Annotated in this window: 13 protein-coding genes; all 13 read left to right on the top strand. The window is 60.3% G+C overall.

Annotated elements, in window-relative coordinates; genetic code table 11:
- Positions 1–53: 53 nt before the first annotated feature.
- Positions 54–596 (top strand): shikimate kinase, encoded by a 543-nt coding sequence (locus ACFQND_RS15445; protein WP_371439326.1) that lies wholly within the window; start codon positions 54–56, stop codon positions 594–596.
- A gap of 87 nt (positions 597–683) precedes the next feature.
- The gene (gene aroB / locus ACFQND_RS15440; protein ID WP_371439327.1) at positions 684–1,799 is read left to right on the top strand and encodes a 3-dehydroquinate synthase; all 1,116 of its coding nucleotides are present in this window, start codon (positions 684–686) and stop codon (positions 1,797–1,799) included.
- Positions 1,800–1,887: 88 nt separating this feature from the next.
- The gene (locus ACFQND_RS15435) at positions 1,888–3,087 is read left to right on the top strand and encodes a deoxyguanosinetriphosphate triphosphohydrolase (RefSeq protein WP_371439328.1); all 1,200 of its coding nucleotides are present in this window, start codon (positions 1,888–1,890) and stop codon (positions 3,085–3,087) included.
- Positions 3,088–3,164: 77 nt separating this feature from the next.
- On the top strand, positions 3,165–4,373 hold the full coding sequence (locus tag ACFQND_RS15430) for an MFS transporter (RefSeq protein WP_371439329.1): 1,209 nt from the start codon (positions 3,165–3,167) through the stop codon (positions 4,371–4,373).
- A gap of 132 nt (positions 4,374–4,505) precedes the next feature.
- Entirely contained in the window at positions 4,506–5,204 is a 699-nt protein-coding gene (locus ACFQND_RS15425; protein WP_371439330.1) for a transposase, read from the top strand.
- 181 nt (positions 5,205–5,385) lie between these two features.
- On the top strand, positions 5,386–10,134 hold the full coding sequence (locus ACFQND_RS15420) for a glutamate synthase-related protein (protein ID WP_371439331.1): 4,749 nt from the start codon (positions 5,386–5,388) through the stop codon (positions 10,132–10,134).
- A 64-nt stretch (positions 10,135–10,198) separates the two neighbouring features.
- The gene (locus ACFQND_RS15415; RefSeq protein ID WP_371439332.1) at positions 10,199–11,665 is read left to right on the top strand and encodes a glutamate synthase subunit beta; all 1,467 of its coding nucleotides are present in this window, start codon (positions 10,199–10,201) and stop codon (positions 11,663–11,665) included.
- A 324-nt stretch (positions 11,666–11,989) separates the two neighbouring features.
- A complete protein-coding gene (locus ACFQND_RS15410) occupies positions 11,990–12,832 on the top strand; it encodes an ABC transporter ATP-binding protein (protein WP_371439333.1) in 843 nt (280 codons plus the stop codon).
- Positions 12,833–12,893: 61 nt separating this feature from the next.
- Positions 12,894–13,688: a lipid asymmetry maintenance ABC transporter permease subunit MlaE gene (mlaE, locus tag ACFQND_RS15405; RefSeq protein WP_371439334.1), complete on the top strand. Its 795-nt coding sequence runs from the start codon at positions 12,894–12,896 to the stop codon at positions 13,686–13,688.
- Positions 13,689–13,796: 108 nt separating this feature from the next.
- Positions 13,797–14,303, top strand: a complete 507-nt coding sequence (gene mlaD, locus ACFQND_RS15400) for an outer membrane lipid asymmetry maintenance protein MlaD (protein WP_371439335.1) — start codon at positions 13,797–13,799, stop codon at positions 14,301–14,303.
- Positions 14,300–15,085 (top strand): MlaA family lipoprotein, encoded by a 786-nt coding sequence (locus ACFQND_RS15395; RefSeq protein ID WP_371439336.1) that lies wholly within the window; start codon positions 14,300–14,302, stop codon positions 15,083–15,085. Before mlaD ends, ACFQND_RS15395 begins: the two co-directional genes overlap by 4 nt.
- A 191-nt stretch (positions 15,086–15,276) precedes the next feature.
- Positions 15,277–15,915: an MlaC/ttg2D family ABC transporter substrate-binding protein gene (locus ACFQND_RS15390; RefSeq protein WP_371439337.1), complete on the top strand. Its 639-nt coding sequence runs from the start codon at positions 15,277–15,279 to the stop codon at positions 15,913–15,915.
- A 14-nt stretch (positions 15,916–15,929) separates the two neighbouring features.
- Positions 15,930–16,199 (top strand): STAS domain-containing protein, encoded by a 270-nt coding sequence (locus ACFQND_RS15385; RefSeq protein WP_371439486.1) that lies wholly within the window; start codon positions 15,930–15,932, stop codon positions 16,197–16,199.
- Positions 16,200–16,216: the final 17 nt, after the last annotated feature.

Below are 16,216 nucleotides of genomic sequence, written 5' to 3'. Positions count from 1 at the left end.
GATCTCCGCAGGCTGTAAGGCCTGCCCATATTGACTGCACTGCAAATTTCAAAGTGAATGCACTCCCAGCCAGAATCGCCTGCGTGGGTTTACCTGGCTCGGGTAAATCCACGATAGGCCGGCAGCTTGCCAGGCGGCTTGATGTCAAGTTCATAGACTCCGACCTGGTTATAGAACAGCGGATCGGCTGCTCCATACGCGAGTTTTTCGAGCGCGAAGGCGAGTCCGCATTTCGTGACCTCGAAGAAGCCGTTGTCGATGAACTGACGCTGGATGGTGCCTGCGTACTCTCCACGGGGGGCGGCACGATTTTGCGACCGGCCAATCGCGAACATTTGCGCCAGCGGACCCAGGCGATTTACCTGCATTCCGCGCCTGAAGATGTGTTTCGCCGCCTGCGCAACGACCAGAACCGTCCCCTGCTGCAGGTGTCCGATCCGCTCGCCCGCCTCAAGGAACTTTACGGCGTACGCGACCCTTTGTACCGGGAAACCTCGCATTTCGTCATAGAAACAGGCCGTCCTTCGGTGTCCACGCTGGTCAACATGATCCTGATGCAGCTGGAGCTGGCGGGAATCGTGCCGGCGCGGGCGTAGCAAGGAAAGGAAGAGTCCAGACACTGACCGCGGTGATGCGGGACTCCGCGTCCAGTGCTTTCGCCAGTGCCCCTACACTTGAGGACTATGCAAGAAAACTCTCTTTCCGCCAGGGCGCATGTGCAGATCAGCCTGGCCGAGCGCAGCTATCCGATCGTCATCGGCCAGGGCCTGTTGGGCGACGTTGCAGGCTACCAGAACCTGCCTGCGGCAAGTACTGCCCTGATTGTTTCCAATACCACGGTAGCGCCGCTTTATGCTGCCCAGCTTCAGGCAGCATTGAAGACCCGTTACGGCAGAGTGCTGCTGACAACCTTGCCGGATGGCGAGGTTCACAAGGACTGGCAAACACTGCAGCTGATTTTTGACGCGCTGCTGGAAAACGGTTGTGACCGCAAGACGGTGTTGTTTGCATTGGGCGGTGGTGTCGTTGGTGACATGACCGGCTTTGCCGCTGCAAGTTATATGCGCGGCGTGCCTTTTGTGCAGGTGCCAACGACATTGCTGGCGCAGGTGGATTCTTCGGTCGGGGGTAAAACGGCGATCAACCACCCGCTGGGGAAAAACATGATTGGCGCCTTTTACCAGCCGCAGCTGGTGGTGTGCGACCTGGATGTGCTCAAGACCCTGCCTGCACGCGAGCTCAGCGCCGGGCTTGCTGAAGTCATCAAATACGGGCCCATCGCAGACCTGGCCTTCCTGGACTGGATTGAAAACAACCTGGATGCCTTGCTGGCGCGGGACCCGGCTGCCCTGGCCCATGCCATCCAGCGCAGCTGCGAGATCAAGGCCTGGGTAGTTGGCCAGGATGAGCGTGAACAGGGTTTGCGCGCCATTTTGAATTTCGGCCACACCTTTGGGCATGCCATCGAGTCCGGGCTGGGTTACGGCGAATGGCTGCATGGTGAAGGTGTGGGTTGCGGCATGGTGATGGCGGCGCATTTGTCGCAGCGCCTGGGCCTGGTTGACATGACGTTTGTAGAACGCCTGGTGCAACTTGTCCGGCGCGCCGGGTTGCCGGTCAAGGGGCCTGTCCTTTCTGAGGCCGACAACGCCGGCCGTTACCTTGAGCTGATGCGGATTGATAAAAAATCAGAGGCCGGTGAAATCCGCTTTGTGCTGGTCGAGGGCCCCGGCAGTGCGGTAGTTCGGGCTGCACCGGATGCCCTGGTGCGTGAGGTCATAGATGCCTGCTGCCGGTAATCATTGGGATGGTTTTCTATTTGCTCCTAATTTAATAGCTGGTTGCAGGCATTCTGACTTGGCTGCAGGCTATTTTTATCACTAACTCATGACCCTGGCACCTTACGCCTGCGACCCGCGCACGTCGCGTGGCCGCAGATTCCCCGAGCCGGCAGCGCCTACGCGATCCGACTTCCAGCGTGACCGTGACCGCATTGTTCACTCCACGGCGTTTCGCCGGCTGGTTTACAAGACACAGGTTTTCCTGAACCATGAGGGCGACCTGTTTCGTACGCGGCTGACGCATTCGCTGGAGGTGGCCCAGCTCGGCCGCTCCATCGCCCGCACGCTAAAGCTCAACGAAGACCTGGTGGAGGCGATTGCACTGGCGCACGATTTGGGCCATACCCCGTTCGGGCATGCAGGCCAGGATGCGCTGAACAACTGCCTGAAAACACACAACCCTGAAAGCGCGGGTTTCGAACACAACCTGCAAAGCCTGCGCGTGGTCGACTCCCTGGAAGAACGTTACCCGGCCTACAACGGCCTGAACCTCACGTTTGAAACCCGCGAGGGAATCCTGAAGCACTGCTCCCGCCGCAATGCCCGGCACATTGAAGCCCGTGAGCCCGTCGGTGTAGCCCATCGTTTTGTAGCGCAGGATTCTTCCGGGCCCCGATGGCAGCAACCCAGCCTGGAGGCGCAACTGGCCAACCTGGCAGACGAGATTGCCTACAACGCCCATGACATCGACGATGGCGTTCGTTCGGGATTGCTGGGCATGGACCAGCTCGAAGACGTGGCGCTGTTCAGCCAATACCGCCGCGAGACCGAACTCGCGAATCCAGGCCTGCAGGGCCGGCGGCTGCTGTTTGAAACCATACGCCGAATGCTCAGCGCGCAGGTCTACAACGTGATCGATGCGACGCTGGGCGCAGTTCGGAAGGCTGCGCCAGCCAATGTCGATGCCGTTCGCGAGCATCCCCCGCTGGTCTGCTTTGATGAGGAAATGGCATCCCGGTCGGCGTCCCTCAAGCGCTTCCTGCTACAAAATTTATACCGCCATCCACAGGTCGTTGAAACCACGCAGGCCGCCAAGCAGGTGGTGCGTGATCTGTTTGAGGCTTACATGGCCGACCCGGCGCAGATGCCGCAGGCACATATCGACCGCTTTGACGGCATCGACATGCCGCATGCGGCGGGTGCAAAACCTGAGCGTGTGGTGGCCGACTACATTGCAGGCATGACCGACCGCTTCGCCGCGAAAGAGCATGAGCGCCTGATGGGGCGCAGCGTTTTTCCCGCCTGAGTCCTGCGGGCCAGTCTTTTGATTCTTTGATGTGATTGTTTGATGTGAGTGATCCAAAAACCAGCGTTGTCCCCAGCATGCCGGCAGCTTTCTGCGTGGTGGCAGCAGGCATTGTTGCCGCATTGCATATTGGCAAACTGCCGCCGGCATTGCCCGTGCTGGAGCGGGTGCTGGGTATTTCGCTGCTGCAGGCAGGCTTTTTGTTATCGCTGGTCCAACTGGCCGGCATGTCGCTGGGGTTGCTGACCGGCCTGGCCGCGCAACGCATGGGCCTCAAACGCAGCATGGTGGGCGGTTTGTTGCTGCTGGGTTGTGCCAGTGCGCTGGGCGCCCTGGCCGACAGTGCCGCGTGGCTGCTCGCCACCCGCGCCCTTGAAGGTCTGGGTTTCCTGTGGGTGGTGCTGCCAGGCCCAGGCATGTTGCGTCAGCTTGTGCGTCGCGAGCGCATCAACAGCATGCTGGGTGTATGGGGCACCTACATGCCGCTGGGGACTTCACTGGCTCTGCTGCTTGGGCCGTGGGTCATGCTTCTGGGCTCGCACGATGGTGGCTGGCGGGTGTGGTGGTGTCTGCTGGCCGCGATGACTGTCGCGACGGCCGTCGCTTTTGGCTGGTATGTTCCGGCGGATACGCCTTTGCATGGCCGTCCGGTTGCCGGAGGGAATTCGCCCGGCAGTTCCCGCCAGGGCAGTTTGCTTGGCCAGACCCTGCGCTCACGCCCGGTCTGGCTGATGGCGCTGACCTTTGCCGCCTATTCGGGCCAGTGGCTGGCCGTTGTGGGCTTTTTGCCCTCGATTTACGCGAAGGCCGGTATTGCCAGCACCATGGTCGGATGGCTGACCGCGCTTGCGGCGTCGCTCAATATGGTGGGCAATGTTGTTGCCGGGCGTTTGCTGGAACGCAGGGTGCAGCCGCTGACCCTGCTGGTCACGGGTTTTCTGGCCATGGGGGCGGGCGCCTTGCTGGCTTTTGGCACGAATGCCGGTCCGTGGGTGCAATATGCCGCCGTGCTGGTTTTCTCCATGGTGGGCGGCCTGATTCCGGCCACTCTCTTCAGTCTGGCGCTCCGGCTGGCACCCAGCACGGCTGCCGTGTCTACCACCGTCGGCTGGATGCAGCAGTGGTCGTCGGCCGGACAGGTCGCCGTGCCACCCCTGGTGGCCTGGGTGGCGGTGCACGCAGGTGGCTGGCAGTGGACGGGCTGGGTGAGTGTGGCTTTGTGCGCCATCGGCCTGGCGCTTGCGGTGCAGATACATGCAGAGTTGCTGCGCAGGCAGCATTCCTGAGTTTCCGGATCGTGCCGGTTTACTAGGGGCAAAAAAAGGCTCCTGCTAAAGCAGGACAGTGTTGCGATTTAATTGGGGTCGGATTCCCATTAAACTGGGCTGACATTCTCAAACAATCCCTGTTCTCTTCATATGGCCCGACTCCCCCGTCTCACGCTGCCCGGCTACCCGCATCATGTGATTCAACGGGGCAACAATCGCCAGCCGATTTTTGCGACGATGGACGATTACCGCCATCTCCTGGGTCTGCTGCACGAAAACGCGAAGAGATTTGATGTCGCCATCCACGCCTACGTGTTGATGGGCAATCACTTTCACCTGTTGGCAACGCCCCAAGCGGAAAAGGGCTTGCCGCAGATGATGCAGGCTGTGGGACGCAGCTATGTTCGTTATTTCAATGACCTGCAAGGCCGGTCCGGCACCCTATGGGAAGGGCGCTACCGCTCCACATTGATCCAGGCTGATCCCTACTTGTTGCTATGCATGGCCTATATGGACCTCAACCCGGTGCGTGCAGGCCTGGTGGCGGAAGCTGGTGACTATCCCTGGTCCAGCCATGGGCACTATGCCGGGCTGCGTGCCGACAAGCTCGTCACGCCGCACCCCTTGTACTGGTCTTTGGGCAACACTCCTTTTGCCCGTGAGGCCGCTTACGCCGAATTGGTGCGAGCCGGCATTCACCCTGACCAGCAGGCAGCACTGACCCAATCCGTGCTCAGCGGCTGGGCATTGGGTGAAGCCAAATTTGTGGCTGAACTGCAAAAACGAACAACACGTCGCGTCCAGAAAAACCAGGCTGGACGCCCTCCAGCCAAGGTTGTATCGGATTAAATGTTGAATAAGTTGTTGATTTAATGGGATTTTTTATTCTAATTTAATATGTCCCTAATTATGAATTGATAAATTTTGTCGGAAATTAATTATGATCTGACCCTTATTATTTTGTTTGGCATTGTTGTTGCATCCCTTTATCATCCGTATCCCCGCGAAATAAATTGACTAGGAGTGCGCCATGACGACGGCTGCTGAAATTAAAGATCTTCAAGACCATGGCCTGTATTCAGGCAGCAACGAACATGACGCCTGCGGCGTGGGCTTTGTGGCGCACGTCAAGGGGCATAAATCCCATGCCATCGTCCAGCAGGGCCTGAAGATTCTTGAAAACCTGGACCACCGGGGTGCTGTCGGTGCCGACAAGCTCATGGGTGACGGCGCCGGCATCCTGATCCAGCTGCCCGATGCGCTTTACCGTGAAGAGCTTGCCAAGCAGGGCGTGCAATTGCCACCGCCCGGCGAGTACGGCGTGGGCATGGTGTTTTTGCCCAAGGAGCATGCCTCGCGTCTGGCCTGCGAAGAGGCGCTGGAGCGCGCCGTCAAGGCTGAAGGCCAGGTGCTGCTGGGCTGGCGTGACGTGCCGGTCAACCGCGACATGCCGATGTCGCCCACCGTGCGCGAAAAAGAACCCATACTGCGCCAGATTTTCATAGGCCGCGGCAACGACGTCATCGTGCAGGATGCGCTGGAACGCAAGCTGTATGTGATCCGCAAAACCGCCAGTGCAGCCATCCAGAATCTGCGCCTGACGCACAGCAAGGAATACTACGTTCCCAGCATGTCCAGCCGCACCGTGGTCTACAAGGGCCTGTTGCTGGCCGACCAGGTCGGCACGTATTACCGCGACCTGACGGATGAGCGTTGCGTGTCGGCCCTGGGCCTGGTGCACCAGCGCTTTTCAACCAATACCTTCCCCGAGTGGCCGCTGGCCCACCCTTATCGCTACGTCGCCCACAACGGTGAAATCAACACCGTCAAGGGCAACTACAACTGGATGAAGGCGCGCGAAGGCGTGATGTCCTCGCCAGTGTTGGGTACCGACCTGCAAAAGCTCTACCCCATCAGTTTTGCCGACCAGTCCGACACCGCAACGTTCGATAACTGCCTTGAGCTGCTGACCATGTCGGGCTACCCGATCAGCCAGGCCGTGATGATGATGATTCCCGAGCCCTGGGAGCAGCACACCACCATGGACGAGCGCCGCAAGGCCTTTTACGAATACCACGCAGCCATGCTCGAACCCTGGGACGGCCCGGCCTCCATCGTCTTCACCGACGGCCGCCAGATAGGCGCCACGCTGGACCGCAATGGCCTGCGCCCATCGCGCTATTGCGTGACCGATGACGACCTGGTCATCATGGCTTCCGAGTCCGGCGTGTTGCCGGTTCCTGAAAACAAGATTGTGCGCAAGTGGCGCCTGCAGCCCGGCAAGATGTTCCTGATCGACCTGGAACAGGGCCGCATGATCGACGACGAGGAAATCAAGGCCACGCTGGCCCACAGCAAGCCCTACAAGCAGTGGATTGAAAACCTGCGCATCAAGCTCGATGACGTTCCGCAAAAGGCGGCTGCATCTGACGGTGCTACCAAAAACCTGGCTGCGTCCAATATCACCTTGCTGGACAGGCAGCAGGCTTTTGGCTACACGCAGGAAGACATCAAGTTCCTGATGTCGCCCATGGCCGCCAACGGCGAAGAAGCCACGGGCTCCATGGGCAACGACAGCCCTTTGGCCGTGCTGTCGAACAAGAACAAGTCGCTCTACAACTACTTCAAGCAGTTGTTTGCGCAGGTGACGAATCCGCCCATAGACCCGATTCGCGAAGCCATCGTGATGTCGCTGGTGTCGTTTGTGGGCCCCAAGCCGAATCTGCTGGACATCAACCAGGTGAATCCGCCCATGCGGCTGGAAGTCAGCCAGCCGGTATTGAATGTTGCCGACATGCAAAAGCTCCGCGACATCGAGGCGCACACCCAGGGCAAGTTCAAGAGTTACACGCTGGACATCACCTATCCGCTGGCCTGGGGCCATGAGGGCGTGGAAGCCAAGCTCGCCTCCCTTTGCGCCGAAGCGGTGGACGCGATCAGGACCGGTAAAAACATACTCATCATCAGCGATCGCGGCGTGACCGCCACGCAGGTTGCGATCCCAGCCCTGTTGGCCCTGTCGGCCATCCACCAGCACCTGGTGAAGGAGGGCCTGCGTACGACCGCCGGCCTGGTGGTTGAAACCGGCTCGGCACGTGAAGTGCACCATTTCGCCGTGCTGGCAGGTTACGGCGCTGAGGCCGTCCATCCGTACCTGGCGATGGAAACGCTGGCGGAGTTGTCCAAAGGCTTGCCGGGCGACCTGAGCACCGACAAGGCGGTTTACAACTACACCAAGGCCATCGGCAAGGGCCTGTCCAAGATCATGTCCAAGATGGGCGTGTCTACCTACATGAGTTATTGCGGCGCGCAGCTGTTCGAGGCCATTGGCCTGAACCGCAGCACCATCGCCAAGTTCTTCACCGGCACGGCCAGCCAGGTGGAGGGCATGGGTGTGTTCGAGATTGCCGAAGAAGCGCTGCGCATGCATCGCGCCGCCTTCAGCGACGACCCGGTTCTGGCCAACATGCTGGACGCCGGCGGCGAATACGCCTGGCGCGTGCGCGGCGAAAACCATATGTGGACGCCCGACGCGATTGCCAAGCTGCAGCATTCCACACGCTCCAACAACTGGAACACGTACAAGGAGTACGCCCAGCTGATCAACGACCAGAACCGCGACCACATGACCTTGCGCGGTCTGTTCGAATTCAAAATTGATCCGTCCAAGGCCATCCCGATTGACGAAGTCGAGCCGGCCAAGGAGATCGTCAAGCGTTTTGCCACCGGCGCGATGTCGCTGGGCTCGATCAGCACGGAGGCGCACGCCACGCTGGCCGTCGCCATGAACCGCATTGGCGGCAAGAGCAACACGGGCGAGGGCGGTGAAGACCCGAACCGTTATCGCCAGGAGCTCAAGGGCATCCCGATCAAAAAAGGTGAAACGCTGAAAAGCGTGATCGGCCCGAAACAGGTCGAGGTCGACATGCCGCTGCAGGACGGCGATTCGCTGCGGTCCAAGATCAAGCAGGTGGCTTCAGGCCGCTTTGGCGTGACTGCGGAATACCTGGTGTCTGCAGACCAGATCCAGATCAAGATGGCGCAGGGCGCCAAGCCCGGCGAGGGTGGCCAACTGCCTGGTGGCAAGGTCAGCGAATACATTGGTTCGCTGCGTTACTCCGTGCCCGGTGTCGGTTTGATTTCGCCACCACCGCACCACGACATTTATTCGATTGAAGACCTGGCACAACTGATTCACGACCTGAAAAACGTGAACCCGCGCGCCAGCATCAGCGTCAAGCTGGTCAGCGAAGTCGGTGTCGGCACCATCGCGGCGGGCGTGGCCAAGGCCAAGTCGGACCACGTGGTGATCGCCGGCCATGACGGCGGCACGGGCGCTTCGCCCTGGTCGTCCATCAAACATGCCGGCTCGCCCTGGGAAATCGGCCTGGCCGAAACCCAGCAGACCCTGGTGCTGAACCGCCTGCGCGGCCGCATCCGTGTGCAGGCAGACGGCCAGATGAAGACTGGTCGCGACGTTGTCATTGGCGCGTTGCTGGGGGCCGACGAGTTCGGCTTTGCCACCGCACCGCTGGTGGTTGAAGGCTGCATCATGATGCGCAAATGCCATCTCAACACCTGCCCGGTCGGTGTTGCCACGCAGGACCCTGTGCTGCGCCAGAAATTCAGCGGCAAGCCCGAGCATGTGGTCAATTATTTCTTCTTTGTCGCCGAAGAGGCGCGCCAGCTGATGGCGCAGCTGGGCGTGCGCAAGTTTGACGACCTGATTGGCCGCGCCGATCTGCTGGACACGCAAAAAGGCATTGCCCACTGGAAGGCCAGCGGTCTTGATTTCAGCCGCCTGTTCTACCAGCCTGGCGTACCGGCCGACGTGCCGCGCCTGCATGTGATGGAGCAGGACCACGCGCTCGAAAAGGCGCTGGACGTGCGCCTGATCGAAAAATCGAAAGCCGCAATTGAAAAGGGCGAAAAAGTCCAGTTCATCGAAGTGGCGCGCAACGTCAACCGTACTGTCGGTGCCATGCTGTCAGGTGAATTGACGCGCCACCATCCGCAGGGCCTGCCTGACGACACGCTGCGCATCCAGCTCGAAGGTACGGGCGGCCAGTCTTTCGGCGCCTTCCTGGCCAAGGGCATCACCATGTACCTGATAGGCGATGCCAACGACTACACCGGCAAGGGCTTGTCGGGCGGCCGTATTATCGTGCGCCCCAGTATCGACTTTCGCGGTGAGTCGCATAAAAACACCATCGTCGGCAACACCGTGCTGTATGGCGCGACCACCGGCGAAGCCTTCTTCAGCGGTGTGGCCGGCGAGCGTTTTGCCGTGCGCCTGTCAGGCGCAACGGCCGTCGTTGAAGGCACGGGCGACCATGGTTGCGAATACATGACGGGCGGCACGGTCGCCGTGCTGGGCAAGACCGGCCGCAACTTCGCAGCCGGCATGAGCGGCGGCGTGGCCTATGTGTATGACGAAGACGGCCTGTTCGCCACGCGCTGCAACACCTCCATGGTCTCCATGGACCGCATCGTCACCACCGCTGAGCAGCACACCCACGACAAGGCCGACTGGCACGCGGGCGAAAGCGATGAGGAATTGCTCAAGCGCCTGCTGCAGGACCACCACCGCTGGACCGGCAGCAAACGCGCCCGCGAACTGCTGGACAACTGGAGCGAATCGCGCCTGAAGTTTGTGAAGGTATTCCCCAATGAATACAAACGGGCCCTGATCGAGCGCAAGGAGCGCAAGCTGGAGGCCTCGACCGAAACCACCAGTGCGCAAGTGGCGACCAATCAGGAAGCTGTAGCGGCCAAATAAGGCCGGGCACCTAAACACATCCAGCTTGCACTGAAAAAGACAATCGAATCGACAGGATTTCATTATGGGAAAAATCACCGGCTTCATGGAATACGAGCGCATCGAAGAGGGCTACAAGCCCGTCGCCGAGCGCCTGAAGAACTACAGGGAATTTGTCGTTGGCCTTGACGACGCACAGGCCAACAAGCAGGCAGCACGCTGCATGGACTGCGGCACGCCGTTTTGCAACAACGGCTGCCCGGTCAACAACGTCATTCCGGACTTCAACGACATGGTGTTTCGTGCCGACTGGAAAAACGCCATCGACACGCTGCACAGCACCAACAACTTCCCCGAGTTCACCGGCCGTATCTGCCCGGCGCCCTGCGAGGCTGCCTGCACGCTCAACGTGAACGACGACGCGGTGGGCATTAAGTCCATTGAACACGCCATCATCGACCGCGCCTGGTCCGAGGGCTGGGTCAAGCCGCAGCTGCCAAAACACAAGACCGGCAAGAAGGTTGCTGTTGTGGGCTCCGGCCCTGCAGGCATGGCCGCAGCACAACAACTGGCGCGCGTCGGACACGACGTGACGCTGTTTGAAAAGAACGACCGCGTGGGCGGCCTGTTGCGTTACGGCATTCCTGACTTCAAGATGGAAAAGATCCATATTGACCGCCGCGTTGAGCAGATGCAGGCCGAGGGTGTGACTTTCCGTTGTGGCGTGATGATAGGCAGCCTGCCCAAGGGTTCCAAGGTCACCAACTGGGCCAAGGAAACCATTAGCGCCGAGCAACTGCAAAAAGACTTTGATGCTGTGATCCTGACCGGCGGCGCAGAACAATCGCGCGACCTGCCGGTGCCCGGCCGCGACCTCGACGGCGTGCATTTCGCCATGGAGTTCCTGCCCCAGCAGAACAAGGTCAATGCCGGCGACAAGGTCAAGGGCCAGTTGCGGGCTGACGGCAAACACGTCATCGTGATTGGTGGCGGCGACACGGGTTCTGACTGTGTTGGCACCAGCAACCGCCACGGCGCTGCCAGCGTCACGCAGTTCGAGCTGATGCCCCAGCCGCCCGAAGAAGAAAACCGCCCCATGACCTGGCCTTACTGGCCTATCAAGCTGCGCACCAGCTCCAGCCATGAAGAAGGTTGCGAGCGTGAGTTTGCCATCTCCACCAAGGAACTGCTTGGCGAAAAAGGCAAGGTCACAGGCCTGAAAACCGTTCGTGTTGAATGGAAAGACGGCAAGATGGTTGAAGTGCCGGGCTCGGAGCAGACCCTCAAGGCCGACCTGGTGCTGTTGGCCATGGGTTTTGTCTCGCCGGTGGCCTCGGTACTGGAGGCCTTTGGGGTGGAAAAAGACAACCGCGGCAACGCCAAAGCCAGCACGGAATTCACGGGCGGCTACGCCACCAATGTGCCCAAGGTCTTTGCGGCAGGCGATATCCGGCGCGGCCAGTCACTCGTAGTTTGGGCGATCAGGGAAGGCCGGCAAGCCGCGCGTTCGGTGGACGAGTTCCTCATGGGCTATAGCGATCTGCCTCGCTAGGCCTTGCAAATTTCGCTATAAAAATAATAGCTGGTCGCGCTTATTGGACGGCGGCCACAGGCATATTGGGCTCATAAATCAGGTCGTTTTTCGGGATTTTCCTGTGAAAACTGCCTGATTTTGCTTTTGGGTTGAGATGAAATTTGCCTGTAGCCCAATAACCATAAGCGCAGCCAGCTATTAAATCAGGAGCAAATCGCAAGCCCGCCCGGGTCCAAGGCCTTGGGCCGGAAGCGGATGGACCAATGCCCTTATCATTCAGGCACCTGTTTACAAGGCCCGGGCTGCATGCCGGCGCCGCGATTTTTAATGCCCGATACCCCCATGTCCCCTGTTTCCGCGCTGGTTGAATTCAAGGACGTGACCTTTTCCTACCCGGCATCGGTGGGGGATCGAGTCATCCTCGACAAGGTCACTTTTTCCGTGCCGCGTGGCAAGGTCACGGCGCTCATGGGTGCTTCCGGCGGTGGCAAGACCACCGTGCTGCGCCTCATAGGCGGCCAGCAAAAGGCCAACCACGGCGAAGTGCTGTTTGACGGCAAAAACGTGGCGCAGATGACGCAGCCCGCGCTCTACGCAGCCCGCCGCCGCATGGGCATGCTGTTCCAGTTTGGCGCGCTGTTTACCGATTTGAGCGTGTTTGACAACGTCGCTTTCCCGCTGCGCGAGCACACGGGGCTGGACGAGCGTATGGTCCGCGACATCGTGCTGATGAAACTCAATGCCGTCGGCCTGCGCGGGGCGCGGGATTTGATGCCCAGCGAAGTTTCAGGCGGCATGGCCAGGCGTGTGGCACTGGCGCGTGCCATTGTGCTGGATCCCGAACTCATCATGTACGACGAGCCTTTTGCCGGGCTGGACCCGATCTCGCTGGGCACTGCCGCGCAGCTGATTCGCCAGCTCAATGACACCCTGGGCATTACCAGCATCGTGGTTTCGCATGACCTGGAAGAAACCTTTCGCATCGCCGACCAGGTCATCATCCTGGCCAACGGCGGCATTGCGGCGCAGGGCACGCCCGACGAGGTCAGGCATTCCACCGACCCGCTGGTACACCAGTTTGTCAACGCGCTGAGCGAAGGCCCCGTGAAATTCCATTACCCCGGGCCGGAAGTGGCCGATGACTTTGGCAATCCGGCCGCAAAGCGCAGGGGGGAGCGTTCATGAGCGCCGCGCCGGGCCGCCCCAAGCAAGCTCGCACCGCAGTGCGCAGCACGAAGGTATACCGATGAGCCGTTACAGCCCTGTGCGATTGATCTCCAACCTCGGTTTTGCCGTGCGCGACCAGTTGACCCAACTGGGTTATGCCACCCGCTTGCTGTCGCGCCTGCTGGCCATGACAGGGCCGGCGCTGGCACGCTTTGGGCTGGTGCGTGACCAGATATTCTTTCTTGGCAATTATTCGCTGGCCATCATTTCGGTGTCCGGCCTGTTTGTCGGCTTTGTGCTCGGGCTGCAGGGTTATTACACCTTGCAGCGCTATGGCTCGTCGGAGGCGCTTGGCCTGCTGGTCGCCCTGAGCTTGGTCAGGGAGCTTGGCCCTGTTGTGACCGCCTTGCTGTTTGCCGGCCGCGCCGGTACGGCCCTGACCGCCGAAATCGGCCTGATGAAAGCCGGCGAGCAGTTGTCGGCCATGGAGATGATGGCGGTGGACCCGGTCAAACGTATCCTGGCGCCGCGCTTTTGGGGCGGCATCATCGCGATGCCGCTGCTGGCGGCTGTGTTCAGCGCCGTCGGCATCATTGGCGGCTGGGTCGTCGGCGTGGTGATGATTGGCGTGGATGCGGGTTCATTCTGGAGCCAGATGCAGTCGGGCGTGGATGTCTGGCGCGACGTGGGCAACGGCATCGTCAAGAGTTTTGTGTTTGGCGTGACCGTCACCTTTGTGGCGCTCTACCAGGGTTTTGAAGCCCAGCCCACGCCCGAAGGCGTGTCGCGCGCCACGACCCGGACCGTGGTTGTGGCCTCGCTGGCCGTGCTCGGGCTGGACTTTTTGCTGACCACACTGATGTTTAGTGTTTAAAGCGCCGCAATACCTGTCCAAACAAGCCATGCGAGAATCCGGACAACGCCTTTTCGCACCTTTTTTGCACCCTGAACCTGGGCTGCCGGGGCACTGAAAGAAAGAACGATGCAACGCTCGAAAAATGACCTCTGGGTCGGTTTGTTTGTCCTGATTGGCGGAGTCGCCATTCTGTTCCTGGCACTCAAGTCCGCCAACCTGCTTTCCCTGAATTTCGACAGCTCCTACAAGGTCACGGCCAAATTCGACAATATTGGCGGCCTGAAGCCGCGCGCAGCCGTCAAAAGTGCGGGCGTTGTCATCGGCCGGGTGGAAGAGATCAGCTTTGACGACAAGTCCTACCAGGCCAGTGTCAACCTGGCGATGGACAGCAAATATGTTTTCCCGAAAGACAGTTCGCTGAAAATCCTGACCAGCGGCCTGCTGGGTGAGCAATACATAGGCATAGAGGCCGGTGCCAGCGATAAAAACATGGCCGCGGGGGACGTGATCAAACAGACGCAGTCCGCCGTGGTGCTTGAAAACCTGATCAGCCAGTTTTTGTACAGTAAGGCGGCGGACAGCAGCTCTGGATCAGGGGCAGCACCGTCACCAGGGACGCCAGAAAAAAAATGATGATACGAACGATGATGAAACCGGCCCTGGCCTTGCGTATGGCCGCAGCGGCCCTGACCCTTGCGCTGGTGCAGGGCTGCGCCACCGGCCCCAATGCCAACCCGGCCGATCCGCTGGAGCCTTTCAACCGAAGCGTCTTCAGCTTCAATGAAGGCCTGGACCGCGCCGTCCTCAAACCCGTGGCAACGGCTTACCGCGATATCACGCCCTCACCCGTGCGTACCGGCGTGACCAATTTCTTCGGCAACATCGTCGATGTCTGGTCGCTGGTCAACAACGTGCTGCAGCTCAAGCCCAAGGAGTCCGTCGAGACCCTGATGCGGATCAGCTTCAACACCATTTTCGGGTTTGCCGGCGTGATTGATATCGCCACCGAAATGCGGCTTGAAAAGCACACGGAAGATTTCGGCCAGACCCTGGGTTATTGGGGCGTGGGTTCAGGCCCTTACGTGGTGCTGCCCTTGCTGGGGCCTTCTTCCGTTCGCGACACGGTGGGCACGGTGGTGGACATCAATGCCGACCTCGTCAACCGGACCGACAGGGTGCCGGTGCGCAATTCCCTGGGCGTGTTGCGCCTGGTCAACCTGCGCGCCAATTACCTGGATGCCGGCAACGTGCTTGAGCAGGCCTCGCTTGACAAATACAGCTTTACCCGCGACGCGTACCTGCAGCGCCGCCAGAGCCTGATCCGTGATGGTGCACCGGAGCCCGAAGAGCGCTATGACCTGCCGGAGGCCGCACCTGCTCCCGCCGGTGCAGGTACACCGCCTGCGGCCAAGTAAAAAAGCACCTGATCTCACAGGGTTTACAGGGCAGTCGTAAAACTTGACCGTTTTCCGCCCATCAATGCCCGAGAATGGGTGTCCGACCAACGGTTCTGGAGCGCTCGCTCATGGCGGGCGAGCCTTCCGGGTGCACCTGAATCGTGCTGGGGCGTTATTGATAAACGCGTATTCGCTATTGAAGGAACAATATGAACCGTAGAAAACTGGCCCACCTCTTCACAGCTTTTATAGGCGCAGCCCTGCTGGCATCCGCTCCACTGGCGCGTGCTGCCGACGAGGCGCCCGATATGCTGATCAAGCGTGTTTCCGCTGAAGTGCTGGACAACATCAAGGCCGACAAGTCCGTGCAGGCCGGTGACATGAGCAAGGTGATTGCGCTGGTTGACAGCCAGATCATGCCCAACGTCAACTTCACCCGCATGACGGCTGCCGCCGTGGGCCGCAACTGGCGCCAGGCCTCGCCCGAGCAGCAAAAACGCTTGCAGGACGAATTCAAGACCCTGCTTGTCCGCACCTACTCAGGCGCGCTGGCGCAGGTCAAGGACCAGACCGTTAACGTCAAGCCGCTGCGTGCGGCGCCCACGGATACCGAAGTGACGGTGCGCACCGAAGTCCTGGGCCGTGGCGACCCCATCCAGCTGGACTACCGCATGGAAAAAGCCGCCACCGGCTGGAAAATCTATGACCTCAATGTGCTGGGTGTCTGGCTGGTCGAAACCTACCGCACGCAGTTTGCGCAGGAAATCAGTGCCAAGGGCATAGACGGCCTGATTGCTTCCCTGGTGCAGCGCAACCAGGCCAATGCCGGTACCGCCAAGAAATCCTGATTGCGTTGACCGCTGTGCTGACACTTCCCTCCATCCTGACGCACGCCGTGGCTGCTGATTTCGCACGCGGCCTGAAGCCGTTGGTGTTATCGCAAGCGGCGGAGGTGGTGGCTGACGCCAGCACGCTGCAGGAGTTTGATTCGTCCGCGCTGGCGGTTTTGCTCGCTTGCCGGCGCGAGGCGCTGGTGGCGGGCAAGGCCTTTTCCGTGCGTGGCCTGCCGGCGCGCCTGCGCCAGCTGGCCGGCCTTTACGGCGTAGCCGAGCTGATTCCGGCGACGGCCTGAGGCTGTTTTTCCGCCGT

It is taken from the genome of Polaromonas aquatica (assembly GCF_042659145.1).
In the GTDB taxonomy this organism is placed as follows: Bacteria; Pseudomonadota; Gammaproteobacteria; order Burkholderiales; family Burkholderiaceae_C; genus Polaromonas; species Polaromonas aquatica.
This window is presented reverse-complemented; position numbering and strand designations above follow the sequence as displayed.

Excerpts from the sequence above, each read along its gene's own strand:
- ACFQND_RS15395 (WP_371439336.1), top strand. The coding sequence starts at position 14,300 with ATGATGATACGAACGATGATGAAACCGGCCCTGGCCTTGCGTATGGCC.
- ACFQND_RS15425 (WP_371439330.1), top strand. The coding sequence starts at position 4,506 with ATGGCCCGACTCCCCCGTCTCACGCTGCCCGGCTACCCGCATCATGTG.
- ACFQND_RS15430 (WP_371439329.1), top strand. The coding sequence starts at position 3,165 with ATGCCGGCAGCTTTCTGCGTGGTGGCAGCAGGCATTGTTGCCGCATTG.
- ACFQND_RS15435 (WP_371439328.1), top strand. The coding sequence starts at position 1,888 with ATGACCCTGGCACCTTACGCCTGCGACCCGCGCACGTCGCGTGGCCGC.
- ACFQND_RS15410 (WP_371439333.1), top strand. The coding sequence starts at position 11,990 with ATGTCCCCTGTTTCCGCGCTGGTTGAATTCAAGGACGTGACCTTTTCC.
- ACFQND_RS15415 (WP_371439332.1), top strand. The coding sequence starts at position 10,199 with ATGGGAAAAATCACCGGCTTCATGGAATACGAGCGCATCGAAGAGGGC.
- mlaE (WP_371439334.1), top strand. The coding sequence starts at position 12,894 with ATGAGCCGTTACAGCCCTGTGCGATTGATCTCCAACCTCGGTTTTGCC.
- ACFQND_RS15420 (WP_371439331.1), top strand. The coding sequence starts at position 5,386 with ATGACGACGGCTGCTGAAATTAAAGATCTTCAAGACCATGGCCTGTAT.
- ACFQND_RS15390 (WP_371439337.1), top strand. The coding sequence starts at position 15,277 with ATGAACCGTAGAAAACTGGCCCACCTCTTCACAGCTTTTATAGGCGCA.
- aroB (WP_371439327.1), top strand. The coding sequence starts at position 684 with ATGCAAGAAAACTCTCTTTCCGCCAGGGCGCATGTGCAGATCAGCCTG.
- mlaD (WP_371439335.1), top strand. The coding sequence starts at position 13,797 with ATGCAACGCTCGAAAAATGACCTCTGGGTCGGTTTGTTTGTCCTGATT.